Genomic DNA, 22,644 nt, shown 5'->3' on the forward strand with positions numbered 1-22,644 from the left:
ACGGCCTGAATTCCCAGCAAAGCGCCGATTGCGTTTTTCAAGGCTTAACGCGCGTAGGCTTCTTGCATGCGCCGGATCTCGGTCAATCTTGCCGATGCTTCCTCATAGCCGCGTTCTATTGCTTCGCCAGCACGATGAAATTCCGAAAGGCCGATATCGCTGAGGCGCGGATGCAACGCCAGATCGGGCGGGTCGCCGGCAAGGCGCGCACGCGCAATTCTGTCCTGTATTATGTTGAAAGCCTGCACCATGACACCCGTCATGCCAAGTTTCATGGCGGGCGCATCCTCGCGGCGCAGCAGATCGCCGTTGGGCGAGCCGACATTGTGCTTGACCACCGCGGACCGGCCATAGAGATCGTAGTGCAGGTTTACCGCAACCACCAACGTCTGTTCATAAGTTCGGCAGACCGAAACCGGCACCGGATTGACCAGGGCGCCATCGACCAGCGTACGGCCGTTGGAGCGCACCGGCTCGAAGATGCCAGGCAGGGCATATGATGCCCTGAGCGCAGTGATGAGAGAGCCGTTGGCAATCCAGACTTCATGGCCTGTGTTCAACTCCGACGCGACGGCGACGAAGGGACGGTCGAGATCTTCGATGGAAAATCCTTCCAGATGTTCCTGCATGCGCTTGGTGAGCCGCATGCCACCGAACAATCCGCTTCCGCCGATGGTGAGGTCGAGCAGGCTGGCGATGCGCCGCATGGTCAGCGAACGCGCGAAGGCCTCAAGTTCGTCAAGCTTGCCCGCAAGATAACAGCCACCGACGAGGGCGCCGATCGATGTGCCGGCAATCATGCCGACTGCAATGCCGGCTTCGTCGAGTGCACGCAAAACACCGATATGCGCCCAGCCACGCGCAGCACCACCGCCAAGCGCCAAGGCAATCTTTACTTTTTTTGGAGGGGCGGGAGGGAGAAGCGGGGTAGACGTATCCTGCGTAAGGCCTGAACCGGTCGAGCTCTGTCCGCCGATGTGACGATTCAACCCCCAATTCAGCATTTTTACGCCTCCTCCGAGGCTCCGTTTGCCTCGGCTAAAATACTGTCCCTTTTTCGTTTCCAAATCGTATACTGGTTGTGGCTTGTTGAAACACCATCACCGATAGGTCTACTGCTTGTAGACTTCTTCCGGATTGAAATGCAGGTGATCGTCGACCACGCTCAGCACCGGCTTCCCATCTTCGAGCTCAACTGTTCGGTAGAAGCAGGAACGGCGGCCAGTATGGCACGTCGCATCATGTCCGGCGACCTCCACTTTCAGCCAGATTGCATCCTGATCGCAATCCGTTCGGATTTCCTTCACCGTCTGAAGGTTTCCGGAGGTTTCACCTTTTTTCCAGATCTTACCGCGCGAGCGGCTGAAATAATGCGCCGTGCCGGTCTTGATCGTCAGCGCGAGCGCCTCGGCATTCATGTGCGCGACCATCAGCAATTCGCCATCATGCGCATCCGTCACGATCGCGGTGATCAGGCCGCGATCGTCGAAACGGGGCGTGAAATCGCCTGCATCCTCCAACTCGGATTTATCTTCGGAAGGAGCATTGAAAATCAGGTTCATTTCCGGCTCTTTCGTTGAAGCCCGGTCAGCGACCCCGGACCAAGGACATGAAACGAGCCTGCTCGGCCGGATCGGCCTTGAAGGCACCCGTGAAGGTCATCGTCAGCGTCGAGGAACCCTGCTTCTTTATGCCGCGCATGGACATGCACATATGTTCGGCGTCGATCATCACGGCGACGCCGCGCGGACGCAGGGACTCGTCGATCGCATTGGCGATCTGGGCCGTCATGGCTTCCTGCGTCTGCAGGCGACGCGCAAAAATATCGACGACACGGGCGATTTTCGACAGGCCGAGGACACGACCGCTCGGCAGATAGGCGACGTGCGCCTTGCCGATGATCGGCACCATATGATGTTCGCAATGCGAATAGAACGGGATGTCCCGCTCAAGAACGATATCGTCGTAGCCCGAGACTTCTTCAAAAGTGCGGCCGAGCACATCCTCGGGATTCAGCTCGTAGCCGCCGAACAGCTCGCGATAGGCCTTGGCAACGCGCGCAGGCGTATCGAGCAGGCCTTCGCGACGCGGATCATCACCGGCCCAGCGAAGGAGAACGCGGATTGCGTCTTCAGCTTCCTGCTGCGACGGGCGTTCGGAATCAGTGACTTGCGGAAAATTCTTTACAATGGCGTCCATTACCTGTGGTTCTCCTGATCCGCTGTGCGGATATCATCTTGTCGGACTCGCCACTGGCATTCCCCGAGGTACGGAGATTTTGTACCTTTGGCGGGCTCCGGGGCGTTCTGGCTGGCGGACAAGCCTGCCGTCCTGCACGGTTTCCCATCAAACTTACAGAAGACCATTGCATTTCGATGGTCTTCGAACGACATACATATAGTATGGCATTGTCCCTGTGAAAGTGTCCTAAACGGACACGCTGTGTTTTTTGTTACGAAACACGAACAGGTGCATCGGAGCAAAATCTGTGATGGACGACATCTACAACAGCAAAATCCTAGAGTTTGCCGGCAATATCGGCCGCATCGGCAGTCTTCCTGACGCCGATGCCAGCGCCCAGGCCCATTCCAGACTGTGCGGTTCTCGCGTAAAAATCTGGCTGAAAATGGACGGCGATGTGGTGACCGATTTTGCCCATGACGTCAAGGCCTGTGCGCTCGGCCAGGCGTCATCTTCGATCATGGCGCGCCATGTGGTCGGCGCTACTGCAGACGAAGTACGCAAGGCCCGCGAGGATATGCTCGCCATGCTCAAGGCCGACGGCGAGGGGCCTGAGGGGCGTTTCGAAGACATGCGCTATCTAAAGCCGGTCAGGGATTACAAGGCCCGTCACGCTTCGACCATGCTGACATTCGATGCCGTCGTGGATGCGATCGGCCAGATCGAAGCGGCGCGGGCGGGCGGTATCGCCAAGGCTGCAGAAGCTGTTTGATAGGGGCTTCGTGCGATGTGCCAATTCTGTCTCATGCAGGATGACGATGAAGATGAGGGCGGTGCCGCTCCTTCGAGGTCTGCGCGACCTCACGTATCACCGTCCGGCGACAAGCCGGTCAAGTCGCGCAACTATTCCAGCCCGTTCCGGAAGACGCCGGACCGGCTGTTGGGCATGGGTTTTATTCGCCTCTACCAGCTGACACTTTCCGGCTTTATCGGCAATTCCTGCCGCCACATTCCGACCTGTTCGGAATATGGCTATGAGGCGGTTGCCCGCCACGGGCTCTGGGCGGGCGGCTGGATGGCCCTATTTCGCGTCGCGCGTTGCGGGCCTGGCGGAACGAGCGGGCTCGACCCGGTGCCGACCGAGCTCAATAGTCGCTATCACTGGTGGACTCCCTGGCGCTATTTCCGCCTCGGACAGAAGGTCGCCTGACCGCATGAGCGTTTACGTGGCGTTGCTATACAGCATCGGGCTCGGCGCCCGTCGCCGGATCGTGATGAACGATCTGAAGGCGATGGCGGAAGGGCTTGGCTTTCGCAATCCCCGCACGCTCGTTGCGACCGGCAATCTTGTTTTCGAAGCGGAGTCTCAGCCGATCGCTGCGATCGAGTCGAAACTCGAAGCCGGCTTCGCCGCAGCCTTCGGCAAGCATGTCGACATCATTGTGCGAGATGCCGAGACATGGCTGAGGCTCGCCGAGAGCAATCCGTTCCTCGATGGCATCGGCAGCGAGGTCATCATTCGTGTGATGCGTCAACCGCTCGACCCCGAAATTCTCGATATGCTAGCGAAGTACCGACAGGGCGAACGTATGGCCATTGTCCATGGTGATCTCTGGATCGATTTTGGGCTCAAGGCCAGCGAGACGAAGATGTTGCCGGCTCTGACGACTAAGCGGCTTGGCGTTGGAACGATGCGAAACTGGAACACGGTACGTGGTCTGGCGGAGATGATCGGACGCTAAGGAAGAGCCAATATTTAGAAGCCCTAGAGGTATGATTTTGCTATCGTACCGATCTTGTGATCTGGTGTTCAAACATAGTCACGGCGACAGATATGGATGGGAACGCGTTGGGTGAGGATATCTCAAAAGATCCCAAAGAGGAGTTGCAGGCAAAAATCGCCGCTGCGAACAAACGCGGCCAAGTGCTTATGTCTGTGTGGGGTGTCTCGCTTCTTGTGACGATCGTGGCTTGGGCACTGTTCCGCTACCAGCTGCAATCCGCTGCTTGCTATTTCCGCGACAATCCATTTTTACGTGATCTCTGGCCGCCAAACGTTACCGTTCTCTCGGAAATGCCGAGCTTATTCTATACCGAGCGGGATCAATGTATTTTCTTCGGAGTGAGATCGATAGCGAGCCTGACATTATTTTTAGGTCTTGCCGCTCTTTTAATTTGGTCAGCCAAAGGTTTGCGAAATTACAAACTCAAGAAAGTATCCCTAACACTTCCGGTTTTGCTTGTAGGTTTCGCCGTATTTTTTATGTGGCTAGACAAGTTCGACAATTACAACGGCCGGTTCGCTTGGATTGGCTTTCACCCGAATGATTCTGTCAGCGCCGCAATCATCAAAAGCCTCTTTAGAATACATTTTTACTATTTTTTGCTTTTCTTTTGGGTTCTCAGCCTCATTATCTATTTTTTACAGAAGCCTGCTCCGAGTTCCCCTCATCCAACGGACAAAGGGCCGCTCGATTTGTAGGGCTCCCAAACTCTCTGTCCTTTGACTAACAGGTGAAAAGCCTTTATCAGGCACGCGGTCATTTGTCCGCAACGATGCGGATACGTGATCGTTTCCACTAAACCACCCGCATTCGTTGGCGGGACTGGACAAGGAGAATATCGATGTCCCAATCCGTTTCCCTGACATTTCCCGATGGTTCCGTGCGCAGCTTTGCTGCCGGCACGACCGGTCGCGATGTCGCCGAATCCATTTCCAAGTCGCTGGCCAAGAAGGCTGTCGCCATTGCGCTCGACGGCACGGTCCGCGACCTTTCCGATCCGGTGACCGACGGCAGGATCGAGATCATTACCCGCTCGGACGACCGCGCGCTGGAACTGATCCGCCATGACACTGCTCACGTTCTCGCCGAAGCCGTTCAGGAGCTCTGGCCGGGAACGCAGGTGACGATCGGTCCGGTCATCGAAAACGGCTTTTACTACGATTTCGCCAAGAACGAGCCTTTCACACCCGATGACCTCCCGGTCATCGAGAAGCGGATGCGCGAGATCATCCAGCGCAACAAGCCGTTCACCAAGGAAATATGGTCGCGCGAGAAGGCGAGGGAAGTCTTTGCCGCCAAGGGCGAGCGCTACAAGGTGGAACTGGTCGATGCCATCCCCGAAGGTCAGGATCTGAAGATCTATTACCAGGGTGATTGGTTCGATCTTTGCCGCGGTCCGCACATGGCCTCGACCGGCCAGATCGGCAATGCCTTCAAGCTGATGAAGGTTGCCGGCGCCTATTGGCGTGGCGACAGCAACAATCCGATGCTGACCCGCATTTACGGCACGGCGTTTGCCGAGCAGGCGGATCTTGACAACTATCTGCACATTCTTGCCGAAGCCGAAAAGCGCGACCATCGCCGTCTCGGCCGCGAAATGGACCTGTTCCATTTCCAGGAAGAAGGCCCTGGGGTCGTCTTCTGGCACGGCAAGGGCTGGCGCATGTTCCAGACGCTGGTGTCCTATATGCGCCGGCGGCTGCAGGGCGATTATCAGGAAGTCAACGCGCCGCAGGTGCTCGACAAGTCGCTTTGGGAGACCTCGGGTCACTGGGGCTGGTACCGTGACAACATGTTCAAGGTCACCGTCGCCGGCGACGATACCGATGACGATCGCGTCTTTGCGTTGAAGCCGATGAACTGCCCCGGCCATATCCAGATCTTCAAGCATGGCTTGAAGTCTTATCGCGAACTGCCGATCCGCCTTGCGGAATTCGGTGCGGTCCATCGCTACGAACCCTCGGGTGCGCTGCATGGTTTGATGCGCGTGCGCGGCTTCACGCAGGACGATGCGCATATCTTCTGCACTGACGAGCAGATGGCGGCCGAGTGCCTGAAGATCAACGATCTCATCCTGTCGGTCTATGAGGACTTCGGCTTCAAGGAGATCGTCGTCAAGCTTTCGACTCGCCCCGACAAGCGCGTCGGTTCGGACGAGCTCTGGGATCGCGCCGAAAGCGTGATGATGGACGTGCTGAAGACGATCGAGGCGCAGTCCGAAGGCCGCATCAAGACCGGCATTCTGCCGGGCGAGGGCGCTTTCTACGGCCCGAAGTTCGAATATACGCTCAAGGATGCCATCGGCCGTGAATGGCAATGCGGCACGACGCAGGTCGACTTCAACCTGCCGGAGCGTTTCGGTGCCTTTTACATCGACCAGCACTCCGAAAAGACGCAGCCGGTCATGATCCATCGTGCCATCTGCGGCTCGATGGAGCGCTTCCTGGGCATCTTGATCGAGAACTTTGCCGGCCATATGCCGCTGTGGGTTTCGCCGCTGCAGGTCGTCGTGGCGACGATTACCTCGGAAGCCGATGCCTACGGCGAAGAAGTAGCGGAAGCGTTGCGCGACGCCGGCCTCGATGTCGAGACCGACTTCCGCAACGAGAAGATCAACTACAAGATCCGCGAGCATTCGGTGACGAAGGTTCCGGTGATCATCGTCTGCGGCAAGAAGGAAGCCGAGGAACGTTCGGTCAACATCCGCCGCCTCGGCAGCCAATCGCAGACCTCGATGTCACTGGACGAAGCGATCGCGTCGCTTGCTCTCGAAGCAACGCCGCCGGACATTCTGCGCAAGCGCGAAGCACGGCGCGTCAAGGCGGCTTGACGCTTCTGTATCTGGCGGCACCTTCAGGGTGCCGTCAGAGAACTGACATACGACTTTCATATAATTGATGAATCAACGCGTTGCTGTGGCTGCAGCATGTGACGCAACTGAGACCATAGGAGCGGGGCAGCCCCGTCGCGCACTTGGAATTCAAAGAATTATCCTACGCCAACGAACGGGACACGCGGATCAAGCGCTGGTTCATCCGCTCCATCGAAGGCCTTTCCGGCCGAGACCGTTATGCCCGGCTCTATGATATCTGGCGCACCGATATCGTCGGCAAGAGCGAGCGGGTTTTCGGCAAGATGCTCGATCTCATCGATGTGCGCCTGCTCATCAAAGGCGAATGGCCGCCGAACCAGATCCCCGAGGCGCCGATCGTCATCGTCGCCAATCACCCCTACGGCATCGGCGACGGCATTGCGGTGCTGGCGCTTGCCGAGCAATTGGGGCGCCCCTTCAAGGTCCTGATCAATAACGAATTGTTGAAAGTGCCTGAGATGCACGACTATTCGCTGCCGGTCTCCTTCGAGGAAACCAAGGAAGCGATGGCGATCAACATGAAGACGCGGCACGAGGCCGTTCGCCTGCTCAAGGAAGGCACGACGATCATCGTCTTTCCGGCCGGCGGCGTCGCAACCGCCAAGAAAGGTTTCGGCCGGGCAGAGGATCTGCCTTGGAAGATATTCCCGGCAAAACTCATCCAGGCCGCGCGTGCGAGCGTCATTCCCATTTATTTCGAAGGGCAGAACGGCCGGCTGTTCCATCTGGCGAGCCGCATCTCGATGACTTTGCGCATCTCGCTGCTGATCCGTGAATTCCGGCGTCTCTCCGGCAGCACCATAACAGCGCATATCGGTGCTCCCAGGAGCTGGGAGGCCCTCAGCGAGGGCAGTGACCGCAAGGACCTGCTGACGAAGCTCTATGGAGCGGTCTTCTCCATGGCACCCCCTAGAAAGATGCTGCGGCGTAAGGCCGGGTGAGCGGAAAGGGTTTCGAGCTTTTCATCACCGAACGGTGACTGCACTGATAGCGCTAGCCGGCGACCAAACGCGGGGCTTCGCTGTCAATCCATGCTATCGCCGTCGTCGCCACCAGCGGCAGGCGCCAATTGTTCATAGGTGGGCAGCGGTTGCTGGTTGGTCGTGGCCGGCGGCGTCTGGCTCTGGCGCATCGGCGGCATCTGGATCGGCAGCTGGATCGGCAGCTGTCGGGCCGACTGTTCGGTATCGGCATCCTGCGGCTGCTGCTGCTTCATCAGCACTTCCACATCCGTATTCATGCCGGCGGCGACCGTGAAATCGCGCTGATAGATCTTGTCCTTGTTGCGGGCGACTGCGGTATAGCGGCCTTCCGCAAGCACCATGGTCGGAAACGCACTGACACTTTCGCCAACGATATCGCCCGCAGATGTGAGGATCGACCAGGCCGTATCGGCGATCGCCTCGCCGCCGGCATCCGAAACCAGCTTGAACGTGAGCTTTGCCGCCCTGTGTTGAATGGTCGCCTCGGTCACCTTGCCGGCTTCCACCTGGATGTCGGCACGGATGACGGCATTGACCTCGCCATATTCGGAAACGACGTGATAGGTGCCGGCACTGAGGCCGACCAGCGTATTCGGCTTGACGTCGTCCATGACAAGACCGCGTTCGCCGTCTTCCTTGGTCTCGCTCGAATAGATCGAGAAACTCAGCTCGTTTGGAGGGATACGGACATCGGGGCCGGATACGGCATTCAAGACCATGCCGCCGGCGTCGAGAACCATCGTCTGCTTCTGGGTCTCGCCGCTTTCAGGCACGCTCAACCGCTTGGTGACACCGGCGCGGCCGAAAGAGACATTGACGAAGTAATCGCCCGGCAAAAGGTGAAAGGAGGCCGAGCCTCCGCGCGAGCTGGCAACCAGCGGCAGTTTGCCGTCTGCTCCCGCTATCGGGCTGAAGACGTACCAGGCAAGGCCCTGCTGCTGCGGGCCGCTCTGGGGCGTGAGTTTGGCTTCGAGGGAAACGTCGCGCAATGTGCGCGCAGACGAATTCTCGCCATTCGGGGCCACGAAAGCATTGAGCTTCGGCATCTTGACGCTGCCGTCGAGCTGCTTGAATTCCTTGAAGGCATCCTGTGCCGAGGCGGCGGTACTCATGCTCGCAAGCATTGCGAAAGCCGCGCTCAATCGGCGAGCGGATGAAATGCCTGACATGGATACCAACCGATTGACTTCCGATAAAACACACGCCACTTCAAAACCAATGCGGTGGCAAATTCAAGACCTCATCATACCACAAGCCAAAATGAAGGCAGTTCCTCAATGAAAACCGATATCAAGCTGGTCGACTATCTCGCGGTGCGCCGATCCATCCCTGCGTTCCAGATGTCGGAGCCGGGACCGGACAAGGCTGAGATCGAGGAGATTCTCCGGTTGGCCTCGCGTGTGCCGGATCACGGCAAGCTCGCGCCCTGGCGCTTTATCGTCTATCGCGGCGAGGAACGCGCTCGCATCGGTGAAGAGCTATTGAAGCTTGCACTGGAAGCTAAGCCTGACCTGTCTGAGGAAATGATTCAGGTCGAACGCACTCGTTTCACCCGTGCCCCGGTGGTCATCGCCGTCGTCAGCAAGGCGGCGCCGCATTTCAAGATCCCGGAATGGGAACAGCTGATGTCGGCCGGCGCGCTTTGCATGAACCTGCTGATTGCGGCCAATGCCCATGGTTGGGTCTCCAATTGGCTGACCGAATGGTTTGCCTTCGACCAGCGCGCCTATCCGTTGCTCGGCGTCCAGCCTGGCGAAAAGGTCGCCGGCTTCATCCATATCGGCTCGACAAGCTTTCCTCCGGTCGAACGCCCACGCCCGGAACTTGCCGAAACGGTAACATGGGTCGGCGGCGAGGACGCGTGATGTTCTATACGACGGATACCAATCGTCATGGGCTGGCGCATGATCCGTTCAAGGCGATCGTGGCGCCGCGGCCGATCGGCTGGATCGGCAGCAAGGGCAGGGATGGTTCGCTGAACCTCTCGCCCTATTCCTTCTTCAACGCCGTCAGCGATCGGCCGAAGTTGGTGATGTTCTCCTCTGCCGGCAGAAAGGACAGCGTGCGCAATGTCGAGGAAACCGGCGTCTTTACGGCCAACCTCGTCAGTCGCCATATCGTTGAGAAGATGAACCATTCTTCCGTTGCCGTTCCCTATGGCGTCAATGAATTCGAACTTGCCGGACTAACCGCAAAACCTGGCGAGCTGATCGATGCGCCCTATGTTGCCGAGGCCTTTGCCGTGCTCGAATGCCGGGTAACTGAAATCCTGCAGCCCAAGGGTCTCAATGGCGAGGTATCGGAAAATATCATGGTCATCGGCCAGGTGGTCGGCATCCATATCGACGAGACGATCATTCGCGACGGCAGGCTGGACATGGCGCTGGCACGTCCCGTCGCGCGCATGGGCTACATGGATTATAGCGAGGGCAGTGACGTCTTCGAGATGATCAGGCCAAAGGCGCCCTGATGGGCGCCACTCGTGCCGGTAGGCGAAAGGTTAATAAGCAAGGTAAACGTCCCGTAAACCTTTGCCCGATAACGTGAAGCATATGAATTTGCGGGGCAAGAATCGCCTCGTTGATATCGGGGCGTTACGTGATCATAGAAGCATTCCTTCGCTGGGCTGAGACCGCCAAGGCAGAAAGCAGGACCCGGGCGGCCAATGCACTAGGCAGGGCCTATCTGCAGTCGGAGATGCCGAAGGACGAGCGCGCGGCTGCCGAGATGGCGATGACCTATCTGCTCGACGACCCGTCTCCCCGCGTGCGGCTGGCGCTTGCTGAGGCGGTCGCGCATTCGGCCACCGCCCCGCGGAACGTCATCCTGTCTTTAGCCGAGGATCAGCCTGAAATCGCCGGGCAGATCATCCTATTTTCGCCCGTGTTCACCGATGCCGACCTCGTCGATCTCGCATTGCGGGGTAGCGATGTGACGCGGGTGTTGATCGCGTCTCGCGGCGAGGTGCCACGTGCGGTCTGCGCTGCACTTGCCGAGATCGGGGGCGAGGCTGAAATTCTGTGTCTGCTCGAGAACGATGGTGCCTTGCTTTCGCAGGCCTCGCTCAAACGCATCGCCGAGCGAATGGGTGACTGCGCCGACATACGCGGACTGCTTCTTTCACGAGACATCTTGTCCTCAGATATCAGGCACCTGCTGATGCGCCAGGTCAGCGACGCGCTTTCGGAATCGGCGCTCGTCCAGAGCTTCGTCGGCAGCTCCAGGCTGCAACAGGTAACGCGTGAAGCGACCGAATCCGCAACTGTCACGATCGCGGGAACGGCACAGCACGAGCAATTGCCCGATTTGGTCGAGCATCTCAGGCAGAGCGGCTGGCTGACGCCGGCGTTCCTGATGCATGCGCTATGTTCCGGCAAGGTCGATTTCTTTGCCTGCGCGATCACCAATCTTTCCGGATGCGATGAACGGCGCGTGCGCTCGATCGTTTCCAGGGGGCGCGCTCACGCCTTGCGGGCGCTTTACGAAAGCGCCGGACTGCCTCGGGATATCAGCACGATCTTCGTCGAGGCGACGATGATATGGCGCGAATCCTCCCGCAAGAACGGCAGTGCGATGCTGGAAGATGTGTCTTCGCGATTGATGCGCAAGTTCCGCCTTGCGAAGCCAGTCCCCGCCGCGGCAACGCAGTTGCTCGACATCGTCGAGAAGCTTGCCAATGTCGAGAAGCGGCAGACCGCGCGGAGCTTTGCCGCACTGGCGACGCTCGCCGCCGCGTGATATCCAGCGGGCATTCTATCCCTCAGAGGTTCATCTTGTCACTGACGATTGCTATCGAATCCCCGCGTCAGGAGGGGGTTATCCGCCTTCTCGACATGTCGATCGCCTATGCGGAATCGCTCTATCCGGCGGAGAGCAACCACATGCTCGATCTCTCTTCCCTGGAGAAGGCCGAGGTGACCTTCTGGGTTGCCAGGGTAGAGGGCGCGATCGTCGGATGTTGCGCCTTGGTGGAAGCCGGCGACGGTACAGCGGAGATCAAGCGCATGTTCGTCGATCCGATCGCCAGAGGCCGCAGTGTCGCGCGCAAGCTCATGGAGACGCTCGAAGCGGCAGCGCTCGAAAAAGGCCTTTCCGCGGTGCGGCTTGAAACCGGCATATATCAGCCGGAAGCGATCGGCCTATACCGGAAATTCGGATATCTCGAAATTCCCGCATTCGGCAGCTATCAGCCCGACCCGCTCAGCCTGTTCATGGAGAAGCGGCTGGAACAAACCAGCTGAGCAATCAGCCTTCGGCAGCGTCCCGAACATGCAATTGCAGTTCGGGTTCCTGCGCGTGCTGTTCCTCGGTCAATTCAGCCTCACGAATCCATTCGCGCCAGATGGCAACGATGATGGCCATTAGGACCGGGCCGATGAACAGCCCGAGGAAACCCATGGTCTTCACCCCGCCCACCAGACCGAAGAAGGTGGGGAGGAACGGCAGCTTGATCGGACCGCCGACAAGCTTGGGACGGAGCGTTTTATCGACAATGAAAAGCTCGATCGTGCCCCAGAGAAAGAGGGCGATACCCGCCCAAAGCGAGCCGCTGGCGACGAGATAGATCGACACAAGCGACATGGAAAGCGGTGCGCCGCCCGGCACGAGAGCCATCACGCCCGTCAGTACGCCGAGCGTGATTGCGGACGGAGCGCCGGCGATCCAGTAGGCCACGCCGAGGACGATGCCTTCGCCGATGGCGATCAGTGTCATGCCCATGACCGTCGAACTGATGGTCGCGGGTACGACCCGAGAAATCCGTTCCCAGCGATTTGGGAGAATCTTCTCGCCAAGCAAGTCGACCTGACGAACGAAGGTCGCGCCGTCGCGATAGATGAAGAACAGCGCAATCAGCATGAAGAGCAAGGTCAGCACGACGTGGAATGCGCCACCACCGGCTGCAAGAACCGCTCTGTAGATATTGCCGATATGGGCACCGCTCACCAACTGCGCCAGCTCACCGAGCGAGCCCGGGCTTCCGACATATTGCGTCCACTGCTCGCCGAGCCAGGAGCCGACGACCGGCAAAGCGAGAATCCATTGCGGTGGCGGCGCACCCTCGCGATTCACATGGATCGCCCAGCTGAACCACTCGCGCACCTCACCAGCCATATAGATGGCGGATAGGACGATGGGCAGGACAAGGAAGGTGACGATGAATGCGATGGCGATAGTGGCGGCAACTGTCGTATTCCCGCCCGTTCGCCGCACGATATCGCTATAGAGCGGCCAAGTGGCGAAGCCGATCACCGCTGCGGCCAGAACCGGAACGAGAAAGCCATAAAAGAAATAAATGCCGGCAATGGCAATCAGAATCAGCAACCAGCGTGCCGCGGAAATGGATGGGATCAAAGGCATGCGCGCATGCGCGCTCGGCCCCAGCCACCGGTGTTCCTTTGGCTTATGACGTTCAAATACACCCACCGGTCTTACTTCGCCCCTATTTACTAGATCATCCGGTTATGGGGTATGATCTAGGCCGTTTCAAGAGCAACGGCTTCAAGCTTCTTATTCAGCCGTCATGACAATAGCACGACTGTTCTACACGCCGTAAGTAAGGCCACGGAGCATCTTGAACGCAAAACACCGAGTTTTCTGCGTCGAATTGAAACCGTTATCGGTGGGCAGATCAACAAATCCGCTCTGCGGTTGGTTCACCGTCAGATATCGAGATCCTCGGCGAAGGCGGCCCGCTCCTGAATGAAGCGGAAGCGAGCATCGGCCTTGGTTCCCATCAGATTGTCGACGGCGTCGCGCGTTCCCTCGAAATCGACTTCATCGATCTCGACGCGCAGCAGCGTGCGCTTAGCCGGATCCATCGTGGTCTCCTTGAGTTGGGCCGGCAACATTTCGCCCAGACCTTTGAAGCGGCTGATCTCAACCTTGCCTTTGCCCTTGAACTCCGTCGCCATCAGCTCCTGCCGGTGGGCGTCGTCGCGGGCATAGATGGATTTCGAGCCCTGCGTGATCTTGTAGAGCGGCGGGACGGCCAGGAAGAGGTGGCCCTGACGGATCAGCTCCGGCATCTCCTGATAGAAGAAGGTGATCAGCAGCGAAGCGATGTGGGCGCCGTCGACGTCGGCATCGGTCATCACGACGATGCGCTGATAGCGAAGGTCTTCCTCACGGTATTTCGTGCGCGTGCCGCAACCGAGCGCCTGCACGAGGTCGGTAATCTGCTGATTGGCAGAAAGCTTCTCCCGGCCGGCGCTGGCGACGTTCAGAATCTTGCCGCGTAGCGGCAGGATTGCCTGGTTGGTGCGGTTTCGTGCCTGCTTGGCCGAGCCGCCTGCCGAATCGCCCTCCACGAGGAAAAGTTCGGCACCTTCCGCCGCGCTCTGCGAGCAATCCGCCAGCTTGCCCGGAAGGCGCAGCTTGCGCACGGCCGTCTTGCGGTTGACTTCCTTTTCCTTGCGCCGCCGCAGGCGCTCCTCGGAGCGCTCGATCACCCATTCCAGCAGCTTCTCGGCTTCGGCCGGATTGTCGGCAAGATAGTGATCGAAAGGGTCGCGCAGTGCGTTTTCGACGATGCGCTGGGCTTCGACCGTCGCGAGCTTGTCCTTCGTCTGGCCGACGAATTCCGGCTCGCGGATGAAGATCGACAGCATGCCGACGCCGGAAATCATCACGTCATCCGTCGTGATATTGGCCGCACGCTTGTTTTGGGTGAGATCGGCGTAGCTCTTCAGGCCCTTGGTCAAGGCAATGCGGAGGCCCGCCTCGTGCGTGCCGCCTTCAGGGGTCGGAATCGTATTGCAATAGGAATGGATCTGCGGGTCGCCGCCATACCATGTGATCGCCCATTCAAGCGAGCCGTGGCCGCTTTCCTTTTCCGACTTGCCGGCAAAGATCTCGCGGGTGACAGTGAACTCGTTGCCCATCGTCGCCTTAAGATAATCCTTAAGGCCGCCCGGGAAATGGAAGACCGCCTTTTCCGGAACATCGGCGCCTTCCGGCGCCAGCTCGGGATCGCAGCCCCAGCGGATTTCGACGCCGCCGAACAGATAGGCCTTGGAACGGGCCATGCGGAAAACGCGGGCCGGATCGAAACGGGCGTGATCGCCGAAGATCTGCGGATCGGGATGGAAGCGGACGCGCGTGCCGCGGCGATTATGCACGTCACCCAGTTCTTCCAAACCGCCAATCGGCAGGCCGCGCGAGAAGCGCTGGCGATAGAGCTTGCGGTTGCGGGCGACTTCGACTTCCAGATCATCCGACAGCGCATTGACGACGGACACGCCGACGCCATGCAGACCGCCCGAGGTCTCATAGGCCTTGCCGTCGAATTTGCCGCCGGCATGCAGCTTGGTCATGATGACTTCGAGCGTCGACTTGCCAGGCACCTGCGGATGGTTTTCCACGGGGATACCACGCCCGTTATCCGTGACGGTCAGATAACCTTCCCGATCGAGATAGACCTCGATGAAATTGGCGTGGCCGGCCACCGCCTCGTCCATGGAATTGTCGATGACTTCGGCGAAAAGGTGGTGCAATGCCTTCTCGTCCGTGCCGCCGATATACATGCCGGGACGCATGCGGACGGGCTCGAGCCCCTCGAGAACACGGATTGAGCTTGCGCCATATTCCTCTGACGACGAAGTCGTCGGAGCCGGGCGCTGTGCTGGCGCGGCGGCTGACTTTTCCGGCTTTGCGGCCGGCTTTTCCGCTGCTTCCGGTTTCGGCGAGCGGGGGAGGCCGGAGAAGAGATCGTTGCTGTTATCCATAGAACTTCGAGCTACTAGATTTGTCCTGGAGGGGCCAAACCCCTTTAATATCGCATTTGTCGCCGCTATTCGCGAATCATCGTGATTCTGCCAGAAACGGCGCACAAGAGCGATGGCGCCCCGTGACGGGGAAGATTCATGAATGAGATTTGCGTTGCCGAGTGACGAATGGCAACCCCGATGGCTGATTTGAGGAAGTATCCGCATGCGAATGTCCACAGCTCATTTGCCTATCCTGCCCGCAATCTCGGCCATTTTGCTTCTGGCGACGGGGCAGACCGCCTCTGCAGATATGTTGAAGCCGTTCAAGGACGAGCTGTTTTCCAATCAGACGGTCATCGAAAGCCACGACAACGGCGCGTTCCAGACGATCGATTACCAGGAAATGCGAGATATCAACGGCCGCGACCAAATTCCGGAAAAGCGCGTCAAGCCGGCCTATGTCGATACCGGCGTGCGCTGGAAAGCCCAGGAAGACGAAACGCTTGCGATCGGCGGCCGCAAGGTTGATGTCACCCGCATAGGTCCCGCATCGCAACAGGCATTTACCGTGATCTTTATCCATGGCCGCGGCGGCGACCGCCGGCTCGGCTCCAACGACTATACGTTCGGCGGCAATTTCAACCGGCTGAAGAACCTGGCCTATCGCAACGGCGGCACGTATTACGCACCGAGCGTCAGAGGTTTCGACAGCAACGGAGTTGCCGATATCGCCGAGCTCATCCGCTATTCCTACGAGCAATCCGCCGGCAAGCCCGTCATCCTCACCTGCGCTTCCATGGGCAGCTTCATTTGCTGGGGCATTACGCGCGATTCCGAAAGCGTCAAGCGCCTGAGGGGCATGGCGATCCTGAGCGGCGTCACCGATCCTGATTTTACCAAGAGCGCCTTCTACAAGGCAAAGCTGCCGCTCTGGTTTACGCATGGCAGCAAGGATCCGGTCTATGCGGCTGCGGACCAGCAGGCCCTGTTTGAGAAGCTTTTCAAAGCGCATTATCCGACACGTTTCACGCTTTTCGAGACCGGCAATCACGGGACGCCCGTCCGCATGACCGATTGGCGCAAAGTTCTCAATTGGATCGTTGATCCGAAAGCGTCATAAACGCTCGCGCAATCCGACTTATTTTCCGGATAAGCATTTTTCAAACGATTTGAGCTGGTTCCGGCGGCATTCGATAACTTTCCTTTCCCTTTCCTTTTTGTTAGTCCGAAGCTGGATCAAGGGGGAGAATATCGGAATGACGAAGACCATACGGCCGCTCCTGGCCGGAAACTGGAAGATGAACGGCACACGCGCGAGCCTGGATCAGATCAAGGCGATCGCGGACGGCGTCAAGGCGCCGCTGTCGGAGAAGATCGATACGCTGCTCTGCCCCCCGACCACCTTGCTCTATGTCGCGACCGCGCTTTGCGACGACAGCCCGCTCGCCATCGGCGCTCAGGATTGCCATCAGCAGGTCAGTGGCGCCCATACGGGCGATATTTCGGCCGAAATGATCGCCGACTGCTTCGGGACCCACGTCATCGTCGGCCATTCAGAGCGCCGCAGGAATCATGCCGAAAGCGACATGCTGGTGCGCGCAAAGGCGCAGGCAGCGCATGATGCCGGGCTGATCGCCATCATCTGCATCGGCGAAACGGCTTACGAGCGCAATAGTGGCCAAACGCTCGAGGTGCTGAAGCGGGAGCTCGTGGGCTCCATTCCGGATGGCTCCACGGCACAGACGACCGTGATCGCTTACGAGCCAGTCTGGGCGATCGGCACCGGCGTGGTTCCAACCCAGGAAAACGTCGAGGAGGCACATGCCTTCATCCGCGCCGAACTCATCGAGCGCTTCGGCAAGGAGGGGGCGAATATGCGAATCCTCTATGGCGGATCGGTCAGCGGCGCCAATGCGCGCGACCTTCTGGATGTTCCGCATGTCAACGGTGTGCTGGTCGGCGGACAGAGCTTGAAAGCGGTCGACTTCCTCGCCATTTATGCCGCATTCGAACGGCAGTTCGCCTGAAGCAACCACTTGCCCGGAATTCCAGCCTTAAAAGGGCTTGGAATAGGCGAGAGCCTCATGTAAAGAGCCGCGAGCTTTTATTTTTGATGCCCGCACCGGGCAGGACTGGATCTATGCAAACCGTACTGCTTGTCATCTATCTCATGGTTGTCGTCGCCCTTATCGGCGTGGTGCTGATTCAGCGCTCCGAAGGTGGCGGCCTTGGCATCGGGGGCGGCTCGGGCTTCATGTCTGCGCGCGGTACGGCCAATGCGCTGACGCGCACAACGGCCATTCTGGCAACGCTGTTCTTCGCGCTTGCCCTCGGCATGAATGTGCTGTCCCGCTTCGAGGCTCGCCCGACCGACATTCTCAACCGCATTCCGAGCACGGCGGGTCAGGGCAACGGCATTCTCGATTCGCTTGGCGGTCAGAAGGGTGCTGCTCCGGCAAACACCCAGCCGAAGCCCGCCGATAATAGCGGCGTTCCGAATAGCGGTGCCGTCGCTCCGCAGTCGCAGGCAACACCGCCTGCCACGACGAATCAGGCAGCTCCTGCCCAGCAGGCTCCGGCCGCGACCGGTCAACAGACCGCGCCGGCAACGACCACTCCCGCGCCAGCCGACAACGGCGGCGTCCCGACCGGTAAGTAATTCCGGTCGTCGAAGATCATCCCCGGCAGGTCCTCGGATCTGCCGGTTTTGTTTTGTCCATATTCCGCGTTCTGTAGCCAAAATTCCGGAAACGAATTTTAGGGCTAGCGGAATCATTTGTGAAAAGGTATCCGGTGACTCCCATGGCGCGATATGTATTCATCACTGGCGGCGTGGTTTCTTCCCTCGGAAAAGGAATTGCGGCTGCGGCTCTAGGAGCGTTGTTGCAGGCTCGTGGTTATCGAGTCCGCCTGCGCAAACTCGACCCCTATCTGAACGTGGATCCGGGCACTATGAGCCCGACCCAGCACGGCGAGGTCTTCGTCACCGACGACGGTGCGGAAACCGACCTCGATCTCGGCCACTACGAGCGCTTCACCGGCCGCTCGGCCACCAAGACCGACAACATCACCACCGGTCGCATCTACAAGAACATCATCGACAAGGAACGCCGCGGCGACTATCTCGGCGCGACTGTTCAGGTCATTCCGCACGTTACCAACGAGATCAAGGATTTCGTCACCGAAGGCAATGACGACTATGATTTCGTCATTTGCGAGATCGGCGGCACGGTCGGCGATATCGAAGCCATGCCTTTCATGGAAGCGATCCGCCAGCTCGGCAACGATCTGCCGCGCGGTACGGCTGTTTACGTCCATCTGACGCTGATGCCCTATATCCCGGCTGCCGGCGAGCTGAAGACCAAGCCGACGCAGCATTCGGTCAAGGAATTGCAGGCACTCGGCATTCATCCTGACATTCTGCTTGTACGCGCCGATCGGGAAATCCCCGAAGCCGAGCGTCGGAAGCTTTCGCTGTTCTGCAACGTGCGGGAATCTGCCGTCATTCAGGCGCTCGATGTCGCCAACATCTATGACGTGCCGATGGCCTACCACAAGGAAGGCCTCGACAACGAAGTTCTGGCTGCTTTCGGCATCGAGCCGGCCCCGAAGCCGCGCCTGGAGCAGTGGGAAGAGGTCTGCAATCGCATCCGCACGCCGGAAGGCGAGGTGACGATTGCCATCGTCGGCAAATATACGGGGCTCAAGGATGCGTATAAGTCGCTGATCGAAGCACTGCATCACGGCGGCATCGCCAATCGGGTCAAGGTCAAGCTCGAATGGATCGAATCCGAGGTCTTCGAAAAGGAAGATCCGGCGCCGTATCTTGAGAAAGTTCACGGCATTCTCGTCCCCGGCGGCTTTGGCGAGCGCGGTTCGGAGGGCAAGATCCTGGCAGCGCGCTTCGCACGCGAACGCAAGGTGCCGTATTTCGGCATCTGCTTCGGCATGCAGATGGCCGTCATCGAAGCGGCCCGCAATCTGGCCGGTGTCGAACATGCCTCGTCGACCGAGTTCGGCCCGACCAAGGAACCTGTCGTTGGCCTGATGACCGAATGGCTGAAGGGCAATGAGCTGCAGAAGCGCACGGCATCCGGCGATCTCGGCGGCACGATGCGCCTCGGCGCCTACAAGGCGGCCCTGAAGAAGGGCACGAAGATTTCCGAGATCTACGGCTCCACAGATATTTCGGAGCGTCATCGCCATCGCTATGAGGTCAATGTCGACTACAAGGACAGGCTGGAAGATTGCGGCTTGACCTTCTCCGGCATGTCACCGGACGGCGTTCTGCCTGAAACGATCGAATATGCGGATCATCCGTGGTTCATCGGCGTCCAGTATCACCCGGAACTGAAGTCCCGTCCGCTGGAGCCGCATCCGCTGTTCTCGAGCTTTATCGAAGCGGCGACGGAACAGAGCCGGCTGGTTTAAGATTTGCAAATCGCTTGCGGTAGTCGCTCGGGCTCACCGCAAGCCTCTCCCGAAAATGATGGCGCATGGTGGCGAGCGATCCAAACCCGCTCGCCGCGGCTACATCGTCCAATGAAATGGCCGTTTGCTTTTCAAGCAGATCGCGGGCGCGCCGCAGCCGCTCGCTGAGCAGCCATTCCCCCGGCGTCATGCCGGTGGTCGCCTCGAAACGGCGCTGGAAGGTCCGCACACTCATGCCGGCCCGCGCTGCAAGTGCCGCAATGGGCTGATCTTCCTGCAAACGCTCGCGCATCCATTCAAGCAGCGGGCCTAAACGAGCTCCCTCACGCTGTCTCAAAACCGGCGTTTCGGATATATTGCGCCTGGCCGCCCTCGCGATGGGGTGGAACCACAAGACGGCGGGCGACGCTGTTGGCAATATCCGGTCCGTAATCGCGGCGCACGACATGCAGACAGAGATCGATGGCGGCGGCACTGCCGGCGGCGGTCAGCACCTTGTCTTCATCGACATAGAGAACATCGGCATCGACTAATATATCCGGATAGCGCGTAGCAATGGAATCGACGTAGCGCCAATGTGTGGTCGCCTTGCGGCCGGCGAGTAGACCGGCCGCGGCAAGGACTGCGACGCCAGAGCAGAGGGACATGATGCGGACACCGCGGCGGCTGGCCGCTTGGAGTTCGGCAATCAGCAGGGCAGGGACCGGCGTTCCGATACCGCGCCAGCCGGGCACGATGATGAGGTCGGCATCGGCAAGGACTTCAAGACCGTGGTCGACCTGTATCGTCAGCCCGCCTGCGGCGCGCAGAGGGCCATGCTCGATAGCGCAGGCGGAAAAGCGATACCAGTCCTCGCCCATTTCCGGACGCGACAGGCCAAAGATCTCATAGGCGACCCCGAATTCGAAGGTGCACAGCCCGTCATAGACAAGGGTGACGACATGGGGGCCGCGGAGATTGGGGTGATCTGAGTTTGGCATGATTTTGACGTTATATGGCATTTCGGCCAATTTCAATCATGGGATCGCTCAGGCATGAATGCACCGAACCAAATAAGGAGCGTTCCATGTCCCTCGTCAGTGAAATCCCCGTTGCAGACCCTAGTCTCGTCGCTGAGCACTATGCCAAGAGGCTTGGCTTCGAAACCGATTGCTCCGACGTCTACCAATCCATGACATCGGGCAATGTCGATTTCGTCCTGTTCGATGTCCGCGGCCCGGCCATGTTCCAGGAGAAGCATATCCCGGGTGCGATCAACCTGCCGCATGGCAAGATGACCGCGAGGAAGATGGCGGAATGGCCAGACGATACACTCTTCGTCGTCTATTGCGCCGGACCGCATTGCAACGGCACCGACAAGGCGGCCTGGCGTCTGGGCACACTCGGTAAGCGCGTGAAGGTCATGATCGGCGGCATGACCGGCTGGGCCGATGAGGGGTATCCGTTCGAGAAGGACTGAGCGCCAGGGGCAGAACCGGCATAGACGGGTCTGCCCATTTTTACGACACTGCGAAAAACTTCGGCATCTACGTCATTTGACTGTCGCGCTGCTTTCGTTTCCGTGACATTGTGCGAGTAAGCATAACGGGAACAAAAGTATGATTCTCAATCCATTTGATGATCGCACGGAAAGACCGCGGGCGAAGATCGCCTTCACCTTCGCGCTGCTGATCGTTTTCAATATTGCCGCCTGGATCTGGGCTTGGGTCGCTTTTGCAGACCGTCCGTCTTTGCTTGGTATTGCGCTTCTTGCCTATATGTTCGGCCTGCGCCACGCCTTCGATGCCGATCACATCGCCGCGATCGACAACGTCGTGCGCAAGCTCATTCAGGAAAAGAAACAGCCTTATGCCGTCGGCTTCTTCTTTTCGCTCGGTCATTCCTCGATCGTCGTGATCGCCTCGATCCTGATTGCCGCGACCGCGGCTGCCATGCAGAGCCAGCTCGATTCCTTCCACGATATCGGCGGCGTCATAGGTACGACGGTTTCGGCGGTCTTTCTGCTGCTGATCGGCGTCGCCAATCTCTTCGTCCTTAAAGGCGTCTGGTCCGCTTTCAGAAGGGCGCAGAGGGGTGAGCGGATCGCAGAGGAAGACCTCGACACGCTGCTTGCCGGCGGCGGTTTTCTGGCACGCATCTTCCGTCCGATGTTCAAGGTCGTCACCCGCTCCTGGCACATGTATCCGATCGGCTTCCTTTTCGGCCTCGGCTTCGATACCGCAACGGAGATCGGGCTTCTCGGCATTTCGGCCGCTCAAGCCGCACAGGGCATGTCCTTCTGGACCATCCTCGTCTTCCCGGCGCTGTTCACCGCCGGCATGTCGCTGATGGATACGCTGGACAGTACGCTGATGACGGGAGCCTATGGCTGGGCCTTCGTCAAGCCGGTGCGCAAGCTCTGGTACAATCTGACCATCACTGCGGCTTCAGTTGTCGTCGCCGTCTTCATCGGTGGTATCGAGGCTTTGGGGCTCATCGCCGACAAACTCGGCCTCGAAGGCAGCTTCTGGAGCTTCGTCGGCGAACTCAACGACAACCTTGCCAATTTCGGCTTCGCCGTCGTCGGCATCTTCTTGCTGAGCTGGCTGGTTTCGACCGTGCTCTACAAAGCCAGAGGCTACGACAACTTGCAGATCAATCGCTCATGACGCATCATCGCCCCAGGGATCGGGCATACCGTGACTGGA

The 22,644-nt window shown here is 59.0% G+C and carries 22 protein-coding genes and 1 pseudogene; 16 read left to right on the forward strand and 7 right to left on the reverse strand.

The genetic code is table 11. From position 1 onward, the window contains the following. Positions 1-44 precede the first annotated feature (44 nt). The 3 genes from FBZ97_RS06700 to folE form a co-directional block, all read right to left on the reverse strand. Positions 45-1,004 carry a patatin-like phospholipase family protein gene (locus tag FBZ97_RS06700; RefSeq protein WP_145317366.1) on the reverse strand — a complete coding sequence of 320 codons (960 nt, stop codon included), beginning with the start codon at positions 1,002-1,004 and terminating at the stop codon, positions 45-47. Between the two features lie 108 nt (positions 1,005-1,112). Further along, positions 1,113-1,562, reverse strand: coding sequence for a phosphoribosyl-AMP cyclohydrolase (gene hisI, locus FBZ97_RS06705; RefSeq protein ID WP_112721279.1), 450 nt, complete (start codon positions 1,560-1,562; stop codon positions 1,113-1,115). A 25-nt stretch (positions 1,563-1,587) separates the two neighbouring features. After that, a complete protein-coding gene (gene folE / locus FBZ97_RS06710; RefSeq protein ID WP_145317369.1) occupies positions 1,588-2,199 on the reverse strand; it encodes a GTP cyclohydrolase I FolE in 612 nt (203 codons plus the stop codon). 292 nt (positions 2,200-2,491) lie between these two features. On the opposite strand from folE, the gene FBZ97_RS06715 reads away from it, so the two are divergent. The 6 genes from FBZ97_RS06715 to FBZ97_RS06740 all read left to right on the forward strand — a co-directional run bounded on the left by FBZ97_RS06715 (position 2,492) and on the right by FBZ97_RS06740 (position 7,778). Further along, positions 2,492-2,953 carry an iron-sulfur cluster assembly scaffold protein gene (locus FBZ97_RS06715; RefSeq protein ID WP_186449454.1) on the forward strand — a complete coding sequence of 154 codons (462 nt, stop codon included), beginning with the start codon at positions 2,492-2,494 and terminating at the stop codon, positions 2,951-2,953. 15 nt (positions 2,954-2,968) lie between these two features. Further along, positions 2,969-3,391, forward strand: a complete 423-nt coding sequence (gene yidD, locus FBZ97_RS06720; protein ID WP_145317375.1) for a membrane protein insertion efficiency factor YidD — start codon at positions 2,969-2,971, stop codon at positions 3,389-3,391. 4 nt (positions 3,392-3,395) lie between these two features. Continuing rightward, complete coding sequence (locus tag FBZ97_RS06725) at positions 3,396-3,923, forward strand: DUF1697 domain-containing protein (RefSeq protein WP_145317378.1); 528 nt, start codon at positions 3,396-3,398, stop codon at positions 3,921-3,923. Between the two features lie 92 nt (positions 3,924-4,015). Continuing rightward, positions 4,016-4,663: a hypothetical protein gene (locus tag FBZ97_RS06730; protein ID WP_145317381.1), complete on the forward strand. Its 648-nt coding sequence runs from the start codon at positions 4,016-4,018 to the stop codon at positions 4,661-4,663. A 143-nt stretch (positions 4,664-4,806) separates the two neighbouring features. Further along, a complete protein-coding gene (gene thrS / locus FBZ97_RS06735; RefSeq protein ID WP_145317384.1) occupies positions 4,807-6,795 on the forward strand; it encodes a threonine--tRNA ligase in 1,989 nt (662 codons plus the stop codon). 143 nt (positions 6,796-6,938) lie between these two features. Further along, positions 6,939-7,778 carry a lysophospholipid acyltransferase family protein gene (locus FBZ97_RS06740; protein WP_069612228.1) on the forward strand — a complete coding sequence of 280 codons (840 nt, stop codon included), beginning with the start codon at positions 6,939-6,941 and terminating at the stop codon, positions 7,776-7,778. A gap of 83 nt (positions 7,779-7,861) precedes the next feature. On the opposite strand, the gene FBZ97_RS06745 is transcribed toward FBZ97_RS06740, so the two are convergent. Then, the gene (locus FBZ97_RS06745; RefSeq protein WP_145317387.1) at positions 7,862-8,944 is read right to left on the reverse strand and encodes a hypothetical protein; all 1,083 of its coding nucleotides are present in this window, start codon (positions 8,942-8,944) and stop codon (positions 7,862-7,864) included. Positions 8,945-9,097: 153 nt separating this feature from the next. On the opposite strand from FBZ97_RS06745, the gene FBZ97_RS06750 reads away from it, so the two are divergent. The 4 genes from FBZ97_RS06750 to FBZ97_RS06765 all read left to right on the forward strand — a co-directional run bounded on the left by FBZ97_RS06750 (position 9,098) and on the right by FBZ97_RS06765 (position 12,061). Further along, positions 9,098-9,685, forward strand: a complete 588-nt coding sequence (locus FBZ97_RS06750; RefSeq protein ID WP_145317390.1) for a nitroreductase — start codon at positions 9,098-9,100, stop codon at positions 9,683-9,685. Beyond that, positions 9,685-10,290 (forward strand): flavin reductase family protein, encoded by a 606-nt coding sequence (locus FBZ97_RS06755; protein ID WP_069612225.1) that lies wholly within the window; start codon positions 9,685-9,687, stop codon positions 10,288-10,290. The genes FBZ97_RS06750 and FBZ97_RS06755 overlap by 1 nt, the downstream gene beginning before the upstream one ends. 113 nt (positions 10,291-10,403) lie before the next feature. Then, positions 10,404-11,558, forward strand: coding sequence for a DUF2336 domain-containing protein (locus tag FBZ97_RS06760; RefSeq protein ID WP_145317662.1), 1,155 nt, complete (start codon positions 10,404-10,406; stop codon positions 11,556-11,558). A 35-nt stretch (positions 11,559-11,593) separates the two neighbouring features. Continuing rightward, entirely contained in the window at positions 11,594-12,061 is a 468-nt protein-coding gene (locus tag FBZ97_RS06765) for a GNAT family N-acetyltransferase (RefSeq protein ID WP_186449456.1), read from the forward strand. 4 nt (positions 12,062-12,065) lie between these two features. Here the strand turns inward: FBZ97_RS06765 and FBZ97_RS06770 are convergent, their stop codons facing one another. Continuing rightward, positions 12,066-13,244 (reverse strand): AI-2E family transporter, encoded by a 1,179-nt coding sequence (locus tag FBZ97_RS06770; protein WP_145317393.1) that lies wholly within the window; start codon positions 13,242-13,244, stop codon positions 12,066-12,068. 236 nt (positions 13,245-13,480) lie between these two features. Then, positions 13,481-15,544 carry a DNA topoisomerase IV subunit B gene (gene parE / locus FBZ97_RS06775; RefSeq protein ID WP_145317396.1) on the reverse strand — a complete coding sequence of 688 codons (2,064 nt, stop codon included), beginning with the start codon at positions 15,542-15,544 and terminating at the stop codon, positions 13,481-13,483. A gap of 205 nt (positions 15,545-15,749) precedes the next feature. Here parE and FBZ97_RS06780 point away from each other — a divergent pair, with 205 nt between their 5' ends. The 4 genes from FBZ97_RS06780 (at position 15,750) to FBZ97_RS06795 (ending at position 19,957) form a co-directional block, all read left to right on the forward strand. Then, complete coding sequence (locus tag FBZ97_RS06780) at positions 15,750-16,646, forward strand: alpha/beta fold hydrolase (protein ID WP_145317399.1); 897 nt, start codon at positions 15,750-15,752, stop codon at positions 16,644-16,646. Positions 16,647-16,782: 136 nt separating this feature from the next. Next, entirely contained in the window at positions 16,783-17,553 is a 771-nt protein-coding gene (gene tpiA / locus FBZ97_RS06785) for a triose-phosphate isomerase (protein ID WP_145317402.1), read from the forward strand. A 113-nt stretch (positions 17,554-17,666) separates the two neighbouring features. Beyond that, the gene (gene secG / locus FBZ97_RS06790; protein ID WP_113330663.1) at positions 17,667-18,185 is read left to right on the forward strand and encodes a preprotein translocase subunit SecG; all 519 of its coding nucleotides are present in this window, start codon (positions 17,667-17,669) and stop codon (positions 18,183-18,185) included. 143 nt (positions 18,186-18,328) lie between these two features. After that, the gene (locus FBZ97_RS06795; RefSeq protein WP_069612218.1) at positions 18,329-19,957 is read left to right on the forward strand and encodes a CTP synthase; all 1,629 of its coding nucleotides are present in this window, start codon (positions 18,329-18,331) and stop codon (positions 19,955-19,957) included. Here the strand turns inward: FBZ97_RS06795 and ftrA are convergent. Further along, positions 19,920-20,958: pseudogene (gene ftrA, locus FBZ97_RS06800) on the reverse strand (transcriptional regulator FtrA). The gene FBZ97_RS06795 and the pseudogene ftrA sit on opposite strands and share 38 nt — an antisense overlap. A 65-nt stretch (positions 20,959-21,023) precedes the next feature. Here ftrA and FBZ97_RS06805 point away from each other — a divergent pair. Both FBZ97_RS06805 and FBZ97_RS06810 read left to right on the forward strand, forming a co-directional pair. Further along, positions 21,024-21,416 carry a rhodanese-like domain-containing protein gene (locus FBZ97_RS06805; RefSeq protein ID WP_145317405.1) on the forward strand — a complete coding sequence of 131 codons (393 nt, stop codon included), beginning with the start codon at positions 21,024-21,026 and terminating at the stop codon, positions 21,414-21,416. Between the two features lie 139 nt (positions 21,417-21,555). Beyond that, positions 21,556-22,605, forward strand: coding sequence for a HoxN/HupN/NixA family nickel/cobalt transporter (locus tag FBZ97_RS06810; protein WP_145317408.1), 1,050 nt, complete (start codon positions 21,556-21,558; stop codon positions 22,603-22,605). Positions 22,606-22,644 lie beyond the last annotated feature (39 nt).

This window comes from Rhizobium sp. ERR 942, assembly GCF_007828395.1.
GTDB classification, from domain to species: domain Bacteria; phylum Pseudomonadota; class Alphaproteobacteria; order Rhizobiales; family Rhizobiaceae; genus Rhizobium; species Rhizobium dioscoreae.

Bases quoted from the DNA above. Each gene is read 5' to 3' on its own strand.
- FBZ97_RS06805 (WP_145317405.1), top strand. From the start codon at position 21,024: ATGTCCCTCGTCAGTGAAATCCCCGTTGCAGACCCTAGTCTCGTCGCT.
- FBZ97_RS06810 (WP_145317408.1), top strand. From the start codon at position 21,556: ATGATTCTCAATCCATTTGATGATCGCACGGAAAGACCGCGGGCGAAG.
- FBZ97_RS06780 (WP_145317399.1), top strand. From the start codon at position 15,750: ATGCGAATGTCCACAGCTCATTTGCCTATCCTGCCCGCAATCTCGGCC.
- FBZ97_RS06700 (WP_145317366.1), bottom strand. From the start codon at position 1,004: ATGCTGAATTGGGGGTTGAATCGTCACATCGGCGGACAGAGCTCGACC.
- FBZ97_RS06745 (WP_145317387.1), bottom strand. From the start codon at position 8,944: ATGCTTGCGAGCATGAGTACCGCCGCCTCGGCACAGGATGCCTTCAAG.
- FBZ97_RS06725 (WP_145317378.1), top strand. From the start codon at position 3,396: ATGAGCGTTTACGTGGCGTTGCTATACAGCATCGGGCTCGGCGCCCGT.
- yidD (WP_145317375.1), top strand. From the start codon at position 2,969: ATGTGCCAATTCTGTCTCATGCAGGATGACGATGAAGATGAGGGCGGT.
- secG (WP_113330663.1), top strand. From the start codon at position 17,667: ATGCAAACCGTACTGCTTGTCATCTATCTCATGGTTGTCGTCGCCCTT.
- FBZ97_RS06750 (WP_145317390.1), top strand. From the start codon at position 9,098: ATGAAAACCGATATCAAGCTGGTCGACTATCTCGCGGTGCGCCGATCC.
- folE (WP_145317369.1), bottom strand. From the start codon at position 2,199: ATGGACGCCATTGTAAAGAATTTTCCGCAAGTCACTGATTCCGAACGC.
- parE (WP_145317396.1), bottom strand. From the start codon at position 15,544: ATGGATAACAGCAACGATCTCTTCTCCGGCCTCCCCCGCTCGCCGAAA.
- FBZ97_RS06795 (WP_069612218.1), top strand. From the start codon at position 18,329: ATGGCGCGATATGTATTCATCACTGGCGGCGTGGTTTCTTCCCTCGGA.
- FBZ97_RS06755 (WP_069612225.1), top strand. From the start codon at position 9,685: ATGTTCTATACGACGGATACCAATCGTCATGGGCTGGCGCATGATCCG.
- tpiA (WP_145317402.1), top strand. From the start codon at position 16,783: ATGACGAAGACCATACGGCCGCTCCTGGCCGGAAACTGGAAGATGAAC.
- thrS (WP_145317384.1), top strand. From the start codon at position 4,807: ATGTCCCAATCCGTTTCCCTGACATTTCCCGATGGTTCCGTGCGCAGC.
- FBZ97_RS06730 (WP_145317381.1), top strand. From the start codon at position 4,016: ATGGATGGGAACGCGTTGGGTGAGGATATCTCAAAAGATCCCAAAGAG.
- hisI (WP_112721279.1), bottom strand. From the start codon at position 1,562: ATGAACCTGATTTTCAATGCTCCTTCCGAAGATAAATCCGAGTTGGAG.
- FBZ97_RS06715 (WP_186449454.1), top strand. From the start codon at position 2,492: ATGGACGACATCTACAACAGCAAAATCCTAGAGTTTGCCGGCAATATC.